Annotated in this window: 11 protein-coding genes; 6 read left to right on the top strand and 5 right to left on the bottom strand. The window is 69.1% G+C overall.

Going from position 1 to position 13,275, the window contains the following annotated elements; translation table 11 throughout:
- The first annotated feature begins 7 nt into the window (after positions 1–7).
- Genes IEX13_RS00675 through IEX13_RS00665 form a run of 3 tightly spaced genes read left to right on the top strand, consistent with a single transcriptional unit; the run spans position 8 to position 3,488 of the window.
- On the top strand, positions 8–1,615 hold the full coding sequence (locus IEX13_RS00675; protein ID WP_188659966.1) for an electron transfer flavoprotein-ubiquinone oxidoreductase: 1,608 nt from the start codon (positions 8–10) through the stop codon (positions 1,613–1,615).
- A complete protein-coding gene (locus IEX13_RS00670; protein ID WP_188659963.1) occupies positions 1,612–2,478 on the top strand; it encodes an ATP-grasp domain-containing protein in 867 nt (288 codons plus the stop codon). The genes IEX13_RS00675 and IEX13_RS00670 overlap by 4 nt, the downstream gene beginning before the upstream one ends.
- Positions 2,475–3,488: a glycosyltransferase family 2 protein gene (locus IEX13_RS00665; protein WP_188659960.1), complete on the top strand. Its 1,014-nt coding sequence runs from the start codon at positions 2,475–2,477 to the stop codon at positions 3,486–3,488. Before IEX13_RS00670 ends, IEX13_RS00665 begins: the two co-directional genes overlap by 4 nt.
- Here the strand turns inward: IEX13_RS00665 and cysN are convergent.
- Genes cysN through IEX13_RS00650 form a run of 3 tightly spaced genes read right to left on the bottom strand, consistent with a single transcriptional unit; the run spans position 3,466 to position 8,076 of the window.
- Positions 3,466–5,346 carry a sulfate adenylyltransferase subunit CysN gene (gene cysN / locus IEX13_RS00660; protein WP_188659957.1) on the bottom strand — a complete coding sequence of 627 codons (1,881 nt, stop codon included), beginning with the start codon at positions 5,344–5,346 and terminating at the stop codon, positions 3,466–3,468. The genes IEX13_RS00665 and cysN overlap by 23 nt on opposite strands.
- Positions 5,346–6,284, bottom strand: a complete 939-nt coding sequence (gene cysD / locus IEX13_RS00655) for a sulfate adenylyltransferase subunit CysD (protein WP_425489066.1) — start codon at positions 6,282–6,284, stop codon at positions 5,346–5,348. Before cysD ends, cysN begins: the two co-directional genes overlap by 1 nt.
- A gap of 22 nt (positions 6,285–6,306) precedes the next feature.
- Positions 6,307–8,076 carry an SLC13 family permease gene (locus IEX13_RS00650; protein WP_188659952.1) on the bottom strand — a complete coding sequence of 590 codons (1,770 nt, stop codon included), beginning with the start codon at positions 8,074–8,076 and terminating at the stop codon, positions 6,307–6,309.
- A gap of 123 nt (positions 8,077–8,199) precedes the next feature.
- On the opposite strand from IEX13_RS00650, the gene IEX13_RS00645 reads away from it, so the two are divergent.
- Genes IEX13_RS00645 through wecB form a run of 3 tightly spaced genes read left to right on the top strand, consistent with a single transcriptional unit; the run spans position 8,200 to position 11,045 of the window.
- Positions 8,200–8,946, top strand: coding sequence for an electron transfer flavoprotein subunit beta/FixA family protein (locus IEX13_RS00645; RefSeq protein WP_188659949.1), 747 nt, complete (start codon positions 8,200–8,202; stop codon positions 8,944–8,946).
- Between the two features lie 12 nt (positions 8,947–8,958).
- Positions 8,959–9,897 carry an electron transfer flavoprotein subunit alpha/FixB family protein gene (locus tag IEX13_RS00640; protein WP_188659944.1) on the top strand — a complete coding sequence of 313 codons (939 nt, stop codon included), beginning with the start codon at positions 8,959–8,961 and terminating at the stop codon, positions 9,895–9,897.
- 32 nt (positions 9,898–9,929) lie between these two features.
- Positions 9,930–11,045: a non-hydrolyzing UDP-N-acetylglucosamine 2-epimerase gene (gene wecB, locus IEX13_RS00635; RefSeq protein WP_188659941.1), complete on the top strand. Its 1,116-nt coding sequence runs from the start codon at positions 9,930–9,932 to the stop codon at positions 11,043–11,045.
- A 3-nt stretch (positions 11,046–11,048) separates the two neighbouring features.
- Here the strand turns inward: wecB and IEX13_RS00630 are convergent, their stop codons facing one another.
- Together IEX13_RS00630 and IEX13_RS00625 are read right to left on the bottom strand one after the other, a co-directional pair.
- Positions 11,049–12,101, bottom strand: coding sequence for a M48 family metallopeptidase (locus tag IEX13_RS00630; RefSeq protein ID WP_188659938.1), 1,053 nt, complete (start codon positions 12,099–12,101; stop codon positions 11,049–11,051).
- Positions 12,098–13,240 carry a YjgN family protein gene (locus IEX13_RS00625; protein WP_188659935.1) on the bottom strand — a complete coding sequence of 381 codons (1,143 nt, stop codon included), beginning with the start codon at positions 13,238–13,240 and terminating at the stop codon, positions 12,098–12,100. Before IEX13_RS00625 ends, IEX13_RS00630 begins: the two co-directional genes overlap by 4 nt.
- Positions 13,241–13,275: the final 35 nt, after the last annotated feature.

Genomic DNA, 13,275 nt, shown 5'->3' with positions numbered 1-13,275 from the left:
TGTCCGGATGAGTGAGCGTGACGTGATGGAATACGACGTGGTGACCGTGGGCGCAGGCCCGGCCGGCCTGTCGTTCGCGATCCGGCTCAAGCAGCTCAAACCCGAGCTGTCTGTCTGCGTCATCGAAAAATCCTCGACCATCGGCGCCCACATCCTGTCGGGCGCGGTCATCGAACCCGGCCCGCTCGACGACCTGCTGCCCGGCTGGCGCGACAACCCGCCGCCGGTCTGCGTGCCGGCCACCGACGACGAGTTCTGGTACCTCACCAAGACCGGCGGCAGCAAGTTCCCGGTCATCCCCCCGGGCCTGTCCAACCACGGCAATTTCATCGTGTCCCTGGGCGCGATGTGCGCCTGGCTGGCACCGCAGGCCGAAGCCCTGGGCGTCGAGATCTACCCGGGCTTCGCCGCCGCCGAAACCCTGTTCGACGAGGCCGGCGCCGTGTGCGGCGTGCGCATCGGCGACATGGGCGTGGCCAAGGACGGTTCGCACAAGGCCGGCTACACCCAGGGCATCGATATCCGGGCCAGGGTCACGGTGATGGCCGAAGGCGCGCGCGGCCACCTGACCAAGCAGCTGGTCCGCAAGTTCGGCCTCGATGCCGAATCGGACCCGCAGAACTATTCGATCGGCATCAAGGAACTCTGGCAGCTGCCCGCCGGCCGGGTGCAGCCGGGCAGGATCTTCCACAGCTTCGGCTGGCCGGCCGACAGCAAGACCTATGGCGGCAGCTTCATCTACCACCTGGACAAGGACCGCGTGGCCATCGGCTACGTGTCGGGCCTCGACTACCGCGACCCCGAGTACAAACCCTACGAAGCCTTCCAGCAGTTCAAGCACCACCCGAAGGTGAAGCCGCTGCTCGAGGGCGGTGAAATCCTCAGCGCCGGCGCCCGTGCCATCGTCACCGGCGGCTGGCAGTCCCTGCCCAAGGTCGAAATGCCCGGCGCGCTGCTCATCGGCGACACCGCGGGCCTGCTAAACGTACCCAAGGTCAAGGGCACCCACCAGGCGATCCGCAGCGGCATGCTGGCGGCCGAACACCTGGCCGGCCAGGACGCCCCGGCCGCCGCCGGCTTCGACGCCAAGCTGCGCGCCTCGCCGGTGATGGCCGAACTGCGCAAGGTCCGCAACATCAAGCCCGGCTTCAAGAAGGGCCTGTGGTTCGGCCTGGTCAATTCGGCCTGGGAAACCGCCACCGCCGGGTTGTCGCCCTGGACCTGGCGCTGCCGCCCGGACTGGAGCGCGCTGGAGAAGCTCGACGAGGCCGAAAAACCGCTGCGTGACTACGTGGATCGCACCCTGGCCCCGCGCGACCGCCTGGCCGGCGTGTACTTCGCCGCCACCGAACACGACGAAGACCAGCCGGTACACCTGCAGATCACCGACCCCGACGTCTGCATCAGCCGCTGCGCCGAGGAATACGGCAACCCCTGCCAGCGCTTCTGCCCGGCCGGGGTGTATGAAATCGTCGAGGACGACAAGGGCAAGCGCCTGCAGATCAACGCGGCCAACTGCGTGCACTGCAAGACCTGCGACATCAAGGACCCGTACCAGATCATCAACTGGGTGACGCCGGAAGGCGGCGCCGGGCCGAACTACCAGAACCTGTGAAGCTCGCCCTCGCCACCGCCATCGCCGCCTGCGACCTGGACGGCGACCTGGAGCCGCTGCAGGCGGCCTGCGTGGCCGCGGGCATCGACGCGCAGGTGCTGGCCTGGGACGACCCGACGGTCAGCTGGGCGCGCTTCGACGCGGTGCTGCTGCGTTCGACCTGGGACTACATGGACAGGCTGCCGGAGTTCCTGGCCTGGTGCGACCGCGTGCAGTCCGTGTCGCGGCTGTGGAACCCACCCGAGGTCGTGCGCTGGAACACCGACAAACGTTACCTGGGCGACCTGGCTGCGCGCGGCCTGCCGGTGATTGAAAGCCACTTCCTGGCGCCCGGCGACGATCCTGCTTCCTTGCCCGACCTCGACGAATTCGTGGTCAAGCCCACCGTCGGCGCCGGTTCGCGCGACGCCCAGCGCTACCAGCGCAGCGAACGCGAGGCCGCCATCGCCCACGCACGCCGCCTGCTCGACGCCGGCCGCCACGTGCTGGTGCAGCCCTACCTGCACGCGGTGGACGAACACGGCGAAACCGCCCTGCTGTTCTTCGAGGGCCGCTTCAGCCACGCCATCCGCAAGGCGCCGCTGCTGCGCCGCGGCGAAGGCCCGACCCGGGCGCTGTTCAAGGAAGAACACATCCAGCCACGCGAACCCTCCGACGCCGAACACGCACTGGCCGCCGCCGTGCTGGCCAGCCTGCCCTTCGAAACGCTGGCCTACGCCCGGGTGGACCTGCTGCCTTCGCCTACCGGGCCGCAGCTGCTGGAGCTCGAGCTCACCGAACCGTCGCTGTTCCTGCCCTACGGCGAAGGCAGCGCCGCCTGTTTCGCCCAGGCGCTGGCGCACCGGCTGGGCCGCGCCGGATGACCCCGCCGCCGCGCGCGCCGTCCGGCATCGCGGTGGTGGTGCCGTGCTACCGGGTCGTGCGCCACGTACTGCCGCTGCTGGCCGCCATCGGCCCGGAAGTCGACCGCATCTACTGCGTGGACGACGCCTGCCCCGACGGCAGCGGCGACCACATCCAGGCCGGCAGCCGGGACCCGCGCGTGGTGGTGCTGCGCCACGGGCACAACCAGGGCGTGGGTGCCGCCACCCTGACCGGCTACCGGCAGGCGATCGCGGACGGCGCGCGCGTGATCGTCAAGATCGACGGCGACGGCCAGATGGATCCGGCCCTGCTGCCCGCCTTCGTCGCCCCGATCCTTGCCGGCGAAGCCGACTACACCAAGGGCAACCGTTTCTGGGACCTCGACCGCGTGCGGGAAATGCCGCTGGCGCGGCGCATCGGCAACCTGGGCCTGAGCTTCCTGGCCAAAGCCAGCACCGGCTACTGGGACATCTTCGATCCCACCAATGGCTACACCGCCATCCACGCCGACCTGGCGGCGAGGCTGCCGATGGAGCGGATCGGCCGGCGTTACTTCTTCGAGTCCGACCTGCTGTTCCACCTGAACCTGCAGCGCGCCTGCGTTGTGGACGTGCCCATGGCCGCGCGCTACGGCGACCAGACCAGCCACCTCAGCCCGCTGCGGGCGCTGTTCGAGTTCCCGCTGCGGCACCTGGGCAACAGCCTGCGGCGGATCTTCTACAACTACTTCTTCCGCGACATGTCGGTGGGATCGATCGAACTGCTCGCGGCCATCGGCCTGCTGGGCTTTGGCGCGGTGTTCGGCGGCCTGCACTGGTGGAACTCGGCCCACGACGGGGTCGCCACGCCGGTGGGCACGATCATGATCAGCACGGTGGCGGTGATCAGCGGCCTGCAGTTCCTGCTGGCCTTCGTCAGCTACGACGTGGCGTCGGTGCCGCGGCGGGCGGTGCACCGGGCCCTGGCGCCGCGGGCGGGCGCGGCGCTCAGTCCAGGAGACGCCGGATAACCCGCGTGGCCATGGCTTCGGGCGTTTCCTCGCCGCCGGCCAGGTGGATTTCCGGAGATTCCGGCGGTTCATAGGGCGAATCGATGCCGGTGAAATTCTTGATCTTGCCGGCGCGGGCCTTGGCATAGAGCCCCTTGACGTCGCGGCGCTCCGCTTCCGCCAGCGGCGTGTCGACGAAGACCTCGATGAACTCCCCTTCCGGGAACAACTCGCGCGCCATGCGCCGCTCGGCGCGGAACGGCGAGATGAAGCTGACCAGAACGATCAGGCCGGCATCGGTCATCAGTCGCGCGACTTCCGCGACGCGGCGGATGTTTTCGACGCGGTCCTCGTCGGTGAAGCCCAGGTCCTTGTTCAGGCCGTGGCGCACGTTGTCGCCGTCGAGCAGGTAGGTGTGGAACCCCTTGGCCAGCAGCTGCTTTTCCACCAGGTTGGCGACCGTGGACTTGCCCGCACCCGACAGACCGGTGAACCAGAGGCAGCAAGGCGCCTGCGCCTTGATCGCAGCGCGCGCGGCCTTGTCGACTTCCAGCGGCTGCCAGTGGATGTTGGCGGCGCGGCGAAGGGCGAAGTCCAGGGTGCCGGCGGCCACCGTGGCGTTGTTCTGCCGGTCCACCAGGATGAATCCGCCCAGCGCGCGGTTGTCGCGGTAGGCCTCGAACGCAATGGCCTGGTCCAGGCCCAGGTTGCAGTAGGCGACCTCGTTGAGCTCCAGCGACTTCGCCGCCAGCTGCGCCTGGGTGTTCACGTCCACCTTGTGCTTGATTTCGGTGACCTGGGCGCTGACCGTGCGCGGGCCGATCTTGAGCCAGTACGGGCGGCCCGGCAGCAGCGGCGCGTCGCCCATCCACAGCAGGTGGGCGGCGAACTGGTCGGCCACCTGCGGGGCCTGTTCGGCCGAGGCGATGACGTCGCCGCGGCTGACGTCCACTTCGTCGGCCAGGGCCAGGGTGATCGCCTGCCCGGCGCCGGCCACCGGCAGGTCGCCGTCGGCGGTGACGATGCGGGCCACGCTGGAGCGGCGGCCCGAAGGCAGCACCACCACGGCGTCGCCCGGGCGCACCTCGCCCGCGGCGATGTTGCCGGCGAAACCGCGGAAATCCTGGTTCGGCCGGCACACCCACTGCACCGGCAGCCGGAAGCCGACCTCGCTGCCGTCGCGGCGCGCGTCCACGGTTTCCAGGTGCTCGAGCAGGCTGGGGCCGGTGTACCAGGGCATCGCCGCCGATGCGCCGGTCATGTTGTCGCCCTGCAGCGCCGACAGCGGGATCGCCTGCACGTGCGGGATGTCGAGCTGTCTGGCCAGCTCGGCGTAGCCTTCGACGATCTCGTCGAACACCGACGGGTCGTAGCCCACCAGGTCCATCTTGTTCACCGCCAGCAGCACGTGGCGGATGCCCAGCAGCGAGACGATGTAGCTGTGCCGGCGGGTCTGCGTGAGCAGGCCCTTGCGTGCGTCCACCAGCACCACCGCCAGGTCGGCGGTGGAAGCACCCGTGGCCATGTTGCGGGTGTACTGCTCGTGGCCCGGGCAATCGGCGACGATGAACTTGCGCCGTTCGGTGTCGAAGAAACGGTAGGCCACGTCGATGGTGATGCCCTGCTCGCGTTCGGCGGACAGGCCGTCCACCAGCAGCGCGAAGTCGATGCCCTCGCCCTGGGTGCCGTGGCGGCGGCTGTCGGCCTCCAGCGCCGCGACCTGGTCGTCGAACAGGCGCTTGGTGTCGTGCAGCAGGCGGCCGATGAGCGTGGACTTGCCGTCGTCGACGCTGCCGCAGGTGATGAAGCGCAGCAGGCCCTTGGTTTCGTGCTGGTGCAGGTAGGCGGCGACCGCCGCGGCGTGGTCGATGCCGGCCATCAGAAATAACCCTCTTGCTTCTTCTTTTCCATCGACGCCGACGGGTCGTGGTCGATCATCCGGCCCTGGCGTTCGGAGGTGGTGGACACCAGCATCTCGGCGATGATCGCCTCGAGCGTGTCGGCCTCCGATTCGATGGCGCCGGTGAGGGGGTAGCAGCCCAGGGTGCGGAACCGCACCTTGCGCATCATCGGCGTTTCGCCCTCGCGCAGCGGCAGACGGTCGTCATCGACCATGATCAGGGCACCGTCGCGTTCGACCACCGGGCGTTCGGCGGCGAAGTACAGCGAAGGCACCGGGATGTTCTCGCGGAAGATGTAGAGCCAGACGTCGAGTTCGGTCCAGTTCGAGATCGGGAACACGCGCACGCTTTCGCCCTTGTGGATGCGGGCGTTGTACAGGTCCCACAGCTCGGGGCGCTGGTTTTTCGGGTCCCAGCGGTGCTGGGCGCTGCGGAAGGAGAACACGCGCTCCTTGGCGCGGGATTTTTCCTCGTCGCGGCGGGCGCCGCCGATGGCCGCGTCGAAGGCCCACTGGTCCAGCGCCTGCTTCAGGGCCTGGGTCTTCATCACGTCGGTGTGCACGGTGGCGCCGTGGGTGACCGGGCCGATGCCCTGCGCCTTGCCGTCGGGATTGGTGTGCGTATGCAGCTGCACGCCGGTTTCGGCGGCGCGGCGGTCGCGGAAGGCGATCATTTCGCGGAACTTCCAGCCGGTGTCCACGTGCAGCAGCGGGATCGGCGGGCGCGCCGGCGCGAAGGCCTTCACCAGCAGGTGCAGCAGCACCGAACTGTCCTTGCCCACCGAATACATCATCACCGGGTTGCGGAACTCGGCCGCCACCTCGCGCAGGATGTGGATGGACTCGGCTTCGAGTCGGTCGAGGTGGGACAGGCGGTCGGTAACGGTCATTTCGGCACTCTGACGGCGTCGGGGCAGTATAGACAGGCGCGGCTGGCTTCTAGAACGGGAAAAACCGCGGTATCAGCCACAGCGCCACCAGGCCCACCACCAGCGACAGCGGCCCGCCCAGGCGCACGTAGTCGCCAAAGCGGTAGCCGCCGGGGCCGTAGACCATCAGGTTGGTCTGGTAGCCGATGGGCGTCATGAAGCCCGCCGACGCGCCGATCATCAGCGCGATGACGAAAGGCATCGGACTCACGCCCAGTTGCTCCGCCACGCCCATCGCGATGGGGAAGACCAGGATCGCCGCCGCGTTGTTGGTCAGCAACTCGGTGAAGACCACGGCCATCACGTAAACCAGCACCAGGCTGGCGAAGGGGTCGGCGCCCGCCAGGCCGCCCAGCCCGGAGGCCACCACCGCCGCCACGCCCGTGCGATCGACCGCCGCACCGAGCGCGAACGAGCAGGCGATCACCAGCAGCAGGCGCAGGTCCAGGCTGCGCCAGAGCTCCTTGAGCCTTACGCAGCGCGCCAGCACCACCGCCAGTGCGGCGCCCACCGCCGACCACAGGATCGGCAGCCCCAGCACCGAGTTCGCCAGCACCATCGCGCCCAGGATGCCCAAAGTGGTCACGGCCTTCCGACGGTCCACCGGGCGTTCGCCGTCGAGCAGGTTCACCATGAGGAAGTCGGGGGCGGTGCCGAAACGCGCGATGAAGTCGGGCTCGGTCTCCACCAGGAGCGTGTCGCCGGCCTGGAGCACCACGTCGCCGGGCTTCTGGTGCAGGCGCTGGCCGTGGCGGTTGACGGCGATGACGACCGCCCCGTAGCGGTCCCTGAAGGCCGATTCACTCAGGGTCTGGCCGACCGCCGGCGAAAACCGCGACAGCACCAGTTCGGCCAGGTGGCGCTTGCCGCTGACGGTGTCGAGCTTGAACCACTGGTCGGTGGCCGGGCGCAGGCCGGGGATGCGCCGCAGTTCGCGCACCGCGTCGGTGCCGCCGACGAAAACCAGGCGGTCGCCCGAACGCAGCACGGTGTCGGGGCCGACGGCCGTCAGGAGGTCACGTTCACGAGAAAGTTCGATCAGGAAGCTGCCTTTGAGGTGGCGTAGCCCGGCCGCGGCCACCGACTTGCCGGCCAGGCCGCCGCCTTCGGTGACCAGCATCTCGACGGCATACTCCTTGGCATCCTGGGCCGCCTGGTCGAAGGCTGAACGACGCACCGGCAGCAGCCAGCGGCTGGCCACCGCCAGGTACAGCAGGCCGGCCAGCAGCACCGGGAAGGCGACCGGGAAGGGATCGAACATGGCCATCGCCGGGAGCCCGTGGGCGATCACCAGGCCGGCTACGATCAGGTTGGTGCTGGTGCCCAGCAGGGTGCACATGCCGCCCAGGATGGTGGCGTAGTTCATCGGCAGCAGCAGCTTGGACGGCGGCACGCCGCTGGCCCGGCTCCAGGTTTCCACCGCCGATGTCAGCGTGGCCACGATCGGCGTGTTGTTGACGAAGGCGCTGAGCACGCTGGCCAGGCCCGACAGCCGCAGCCGGGCCCTGAGTTCGCCGCGGGGCGGACCCAGTACGCCGCGGCCGATCCAGTGGATGGCGCCGGTGCTGCGCAGGGCCGCCACCAGCACGAACAGCACCGCCACCGTCAGCACGCCCGGGTTCCAGAAGCCCGCCAGGGCCTGGACCGGAGTCAGCACCCCGGAGAGCATCAGCAGGCCGGCCGCGCCGGCCAGGACCTTGTCGGGACCCAGCCGGCCCCACCACAGCAGGCCCAGCGTGGCCAGGACCACGCCGATCGTCAGCCATGCCTGCCAGCCCAAGCCCGCCACCATACGGTCCACCGCCCTCGTGCACGCCCCCGGCACCGGCGGCCAAGGTAGAATTGCCGATTCTACTTGCGGGCGCTCCCCCACGGGCGCCCACCGGAACGGAGCGCATCGTTTATGAAGATTCTGGTCGGTTACAAGCGGGTGGTGGACTACAACGTCCGCATCCAGGTCAAACCCGACAGTTCGGGGGTGGTCACGGACGGCGTGAAGCTGTCGGCGAACCCCTTCGACGACATCGCCCTGGAAGAGGCGCTGCGCCTGCGCGACAAGGGCATCGCCACGGAAGTGGTCGTGGTCACCCTGGGCCCCGCCGACTGCCAGGCCCACCTGCGCAACGGGCTGGCCATGGGCGCCAACCGCGCCATCCACGTGGTCACCGACCAGCCGGTGCAGCCGCTTACCGCGGCCCGCGCCCTGCTCAAGCTGGTCGAGAAGGAACAGCCGCAGATCGTGCTGCTGGGCAAGCAGGCCATCGACGACGACGCCAACCAGACCGGCCAGATGCTGGCCACCCTCTGGGGCCGCCCGCAGGCCACCTTCGCCGGCAAGGTGGACGCCACCGAAAGCACCGCCGTGGTGATGCGCGAGGTCGATGCCGGCCTGGAAACCCTGGAAGTGCAGCTGCCGGCGGTGATCACCACCGACCTGCGCCTGAACGAGCCGCGCTTCATCAAGCTGCCCGACATCATGAAGGCCAAGTCCAAGCCCATGGAAACCATCAACTTCGCCGACCTCGGCGTCGAGGACGGCAACCACCTCAAGACCACCACCTATGCCCCGCCGCCCAAGCGCAGCAAGGGCGTGATGGTGAAGGACGTCGCCGAGCTGGTCTCGGCCCTCAAGGCCAAGGGCCTGGCCTAAGGAGACCCAGACATGAGCAAGATCCTGATTGTTGCCGAACACCTCGACGGCAAGCTCAATGCCTCGACCGCGCGCTGCGTCAGCTGCGCCCAGGCCATCGAAGGCGCCGAGATCCACGTGGCCGTGCTGTCGGACGCGCCCGATGCGGTCGCCGCCGAAGCGGCGAAGATCACCGGCGTCGCCAAGGTGCTGGCGGTCGCCAATGCCGCCAACGCGCATCCCATCGCCCAGGTGCTGGCGCCGCAGGTGGCGAAGCTGGCCGAAGGCTATTCGCATGTGTTCGGCCCCTCCACCACCTTCGGCAAGGACCTGATGCCCTGCGTCGCGGCCCTGCTGGGCGTGGCCCAGGTGTCGGACGTCATGGCGGTCGAATCCGCGCACGTGTTCAAGCGGCCGATCTATGCCGGCAACGCCATCATCACCGTCGAAGCACCGTCTTCGATGGCCGTGGTGGCCACCGTGCGCACCGCGTCCTGGCCGCAGGCCGGCGAAGGCGGCAGCGCGGCCGTTGAAGCCGCTTCGGTGGACGCCAAGCTGCCCGAGCACACCCGCTTCGTCGAACTCAAGCAGGGCAAGTCCGACCGTCCCGACCTGCAGGGCGCCGCCAAGGTCATTTCCGGCGGCCGCGCCATGGGTTCGCCCGACGCGTTCAAGATCATTTATTCGCTGGCCGACAAGATGGGCGCCGCCGTGGGCGCTTCGCGCGCCGCGGTCGACGCCGGCTACGTGCCCAACGAACTGCAGGTCGGCCAGACCGGCAAGATCATCGCGCCCGACCTGTACGTCGCCATCGGCATTTCCGGCGCCATCCAGCACCTGACCGGCATCAAGGACGCGGGCACGATCGTCGCCATCAACAAGGACCCGGAAGCGCCGATCTTCGAGATCGCCGACATCGGCCTGGTCGGCGACCTGTTCCAGATCGTGCCGGAGCTGGAGAAGGCACTTTGACGAGCGCTTCCGGCGCAGCACCACGACGGGTCATGGTGGTCTTCGGGACGCGTCCCGAGGCCATCAAGATGGCGCCGGTGGTGGCCGCGCTGAAGGCGACGCCCGGGCTTGAAACCCTGGTGTGCGTTACCGCGCAGCATCGCGAGATGCTCGACCAGGTGATCGAACTGTTCGACCTGCAGCCCGACGACGACCTGGACCTGATGGCCCCGGAGCAGGCGCTGCCCGACCTGTTCGCTCGCATTCTCACCGGAATGGCCGCGGTGCTCGACGCGCGCAAGCCCGATCTCGTGCTGGTGCACGGCGACACGTCAACGGCCCTGGCCACCGCGCTGGCGGCGTTCTATGCGCGGGTGCCGGTAGGCCATGTCGAAGCCGGACTGCGTACAGGCAACCTGCAGGCGCCCTGGCCCGAAGAAGCCAACCGCCGGCTCACGGCGCCGATCGCAGCCCTGCACTTCGCGCCCACGACGCGTTCGCGCGACAACCTGGTGGCCGAAAACATCCCTTCCGGGAACATCCACATCACCGGCAACACCGTCATCGACGCGTTGCTGGAAGTCGCCGGCCGCATCGAGTCCGACCCTGGGCTGGCACGGTCGCTTGCCGCGCGTTTCCCGTTCCTGGACCCCGGCAAGCGCCTGGTGCTGGTCACCGGCCACCGCCGCGAAAACTTCGGCGACGGCTTCGAGCAGATGTGCCTGGCCATCCGCGACCTGGCCGAACGCGGCGACACCCAGGTGGTTTACCCGGTGCACCTGAACCCGCGCGTGCAGGAGCCGGTGAACCGGATCCTGGGCGACGTCGGCAACGTGCACCTGATCGAGCCGCAGGACTACCTGCCCTTCGTCTACCTGATGTCGCGCGCGCACCTGATCCTCACCGACTCGGGCGGCATCCAGGAAGAAGCCCCGTCGCTGGGCAAGCCGGTGCTGGTGATGCGTGACACCACCGAACGCCCCGAGGCCGTCGAAGCCGGCACCGTGCGACTGGTCGGCACCGATCGCGAACGCATCGTCGGCGAAGCCGCGCGCCTGCTCGACGACGCCGAGGCCTATGCCGTGATGTCGCGCGCGCACAATCCGTATGGCGATGGCCGGTCGGCGGAACGGATCGCCGGCATCATCGCCGGCGAGGACCTGGCCTAGGCCTCAATCACCCGCCGGGGTCCCGGCGGGTGCCTCCTCGGCCGCTCGGCGCGCCGCCTCGATGCGGTTGGCGCTTGGCGGGTGCGAGGACAGGTAACCCATCGGCCCCAGGCCGGCGTCGAGTTTCCCGTCGCCGGTCATGCGCGACATGATGCGCGCGAAAGCCTCCGGCGACAGGCCCTGCCCGGCCAGCAGCGAAAAGGCGAATGCGTCGGCCTCGGTTTCATGGCCGCGCGAAAACCCCTGTTCGACCAGCAGCACCGGCAGCGACACCGACAGCGCGCCGGTGCCCGACACGTCGCCGAACAGGAAACCCACCACCACCAGCATCGCCGACTTCTCCAGCGCCCGGCGCAGCCCGTGGCGGTGTTCGTGGTGGCCGGCTTCGTGTGCCAGCACCGCCATCAGCTCCTCGTCGTCCCCGGCCAGGGTGACCAGCTGGTCGGTCATCACCACCTGGCCATTGGGCAGTACGAAAGCATTCGGCCCCAGGCCGGGGGCATGGCGGAAATCCAGGCGCAGGCCGTCGGCACGCGGCAGGCCACGGGTCATGTCGTGGAAAGCCTGCTGCAGCGCCTCGCGGCGCGCGGCGGGAAGCCGGGTGGGTTCGAGCAGGTGGCCGTCGAGCAGGCCCAGCGCCTGCTTGGAGATGGTGTTTTCGATCGCGGGCGGCACCAGCGGCGCCACCTCGCGCGCCATCCACGGCAGGCCCAACTGGAAAAAACCCCACACGCCCAGCACCAGCACCACCGTCGCCGACAGCACCGCGGCGCGGCGGCGTTCAAGCCAGTCCACGCCGGCTTCGATGCGGCTGCGCGCCGGAAGCCACTGGTCGAGCCGTTCGGCATCCTCGACTTCCAGGTGGGCGCCATCGGCGAAGCGCAGCTGCCTGGCAAGGCGCCCCAGCCGCGGGCTGAGGCGGACCGACGCGGCGTCGAATTCGCGGACGGTCTCGCCGGCGACCAGGCGCAGGCGGCCCGGCGAGGGCGAGTCCAGCCGGGCCGGCTGGCCGCGGCTGCTGCGGCCGTCGTACCAGATACCGTGCAGCTCGCTCACAGTCCGATGCCCACGTCCAGGTCCAGCGCGTCCACGAGTTCGGCGCTGGCCGCGCCCTCCGCGCGCTCGGCCTCGGCCACGAACTCGTCCAGGTCGCCCAGGGCCAATAGTTCGAAGTGCGCCGCGCGGTACTTCGCCAGCCGCACCATAGCCCAGGGCACCGCCAGGCCCAGCGTGCACAGGATGGCCACGCCGTTGCTGAGGTAGATCCAGATGATGTCGCGCGCGCGCAGCGTGCAGGCGAAGCGATGCGGGCCCAGGCGGGAATTCCCCCACATCAGGTTTGTGTAGCGCGTGCGCAGGAAAACCGGCAGCGCCAGCAGCACCAGGTAAACCACCACCACCGGCAGCAGCACGGAAAGCATCAGCCCATTGGGGTCGGTTTCGCCGCCCGTGCGCGCTCCGTCGAAAAGCAACGCGCCGGCGAACACCGCCAGCACCATCACGAAATAGGCGGCGAAGCCCGCGCCCAGGCAGATCGCGAAGGGAATGTAGTAAGGCCCCAGTTCGCCCTGGAAACTAAATCGCAGGCCGCCGAAACGGTGGCCGGTGACGATGTATTCCTGCTGGTGCTTCCGGACCCAGGGCAGCAGCATGTACAGGGTCGGGATCTGCAGCATCGGCCGGAACATGAAGTTCAGGTAGGCATCGTCCACGCCGTTGACGAAGCGAAAGCGCAGGCCGCGCCAGGCCGAATACCGCGCCCGGAAGCGCAGCGCCCGCTGCAGCAGCCAGGGCAGCAGCAGCAGCACGGCGAACACCAGCGGGAAATACACCACCAGGAAGCCGAAGTGGGCGCTGATTCCCAGCGCCACCACCACGGCATAGGCGACCAGGCGCCCTTTCAGGATCTGGATCGGCGTGGCCAGGTATTCGAAGGGCGTGCCGTCGATGCGGGTATTTCCGTAGAAATAGCGCTCGGTGCGCACCTTGGCCCAGGCCGAATAGATGCCCAGGGTCAGCAGCGTCAGCACGACGTTGACGATCCAGATGCCGAAGAATTCCCCGGCCCGGCCGGTGAATTCCACCGGCAGCCGGCGCGGCTCGTGCGGCGGCGGCTGGGCCGGCAGCGCCGGCGGCTGCGCGGGCGGCCCGGCAGGCGCCGGGCTCGGCGGCGCCAGGACATCTTCAGCTGACATGGTTTCCCCGAACGTCCCGGCTCCCCTGCCGGCCA

It is taken from the genome of Arenimonas soli, assembly GCF_014643775.1.
Taxonomy (GTDB): Bacteria; Pseudomonadota; Gammaproteobacteria; order Xanthomonadales; family Xanthomonadaceae; genus Arenimonas; species Arenimonas soli.
This window is presented reverse-complemented; position numbering and strand designations above follow the sequence as displayed.

Coding starts and splice junctions, on each gene's coding strand:
- IEX13_RS00675 (WP_188659966.1), top strand. CDS start 8: ATGAGTGAGCGTGACGTGATGGAATACGACGTGGTGACCGTGGGCGCA.
- IEX13_RS00665 (WP_188659960.1), top strand. CDS start 2,475: ATGACCCCGCCGCCGCGCGCGCCGTCCGGCATCGCGGTGGTGGTGCCG.
- cysN (WP_188659957.1), bottom strand. CDS start 5,346: ATGGCCGGCATCGACCACGCCGCGGCGGTCGCCGCCTACCTGCACCAG.
- IEX13_RS00645 (WP_188659949.1), top strand. CDS start 8,200: ATGAAGATTCTGGTCGGTTACAAGCGGGTGGTGGACTACAACGTCCGC.
- IEX13_RS00640 (WP_188659944.1), top strand. CDS start 8,959: ATGAGCAAGATCCTGATTGTTGCCGAACACCTCGACGGCAAGCTCAAT.
- wecB (WP_188659941.1), top strand. CDS start 9,930: ATGGTGGTCTTCGGGACGCGTCCCGAGGCCATCAAGATGGCGCCGGTG.
- IEX13_RS00625 (WP_188659935.1), bottom strand. CDS start 13,240: ATGTCAGCTGAAGATGTCCTGGCGCCGCCGAGCCCGGCGCCTGCCGGG.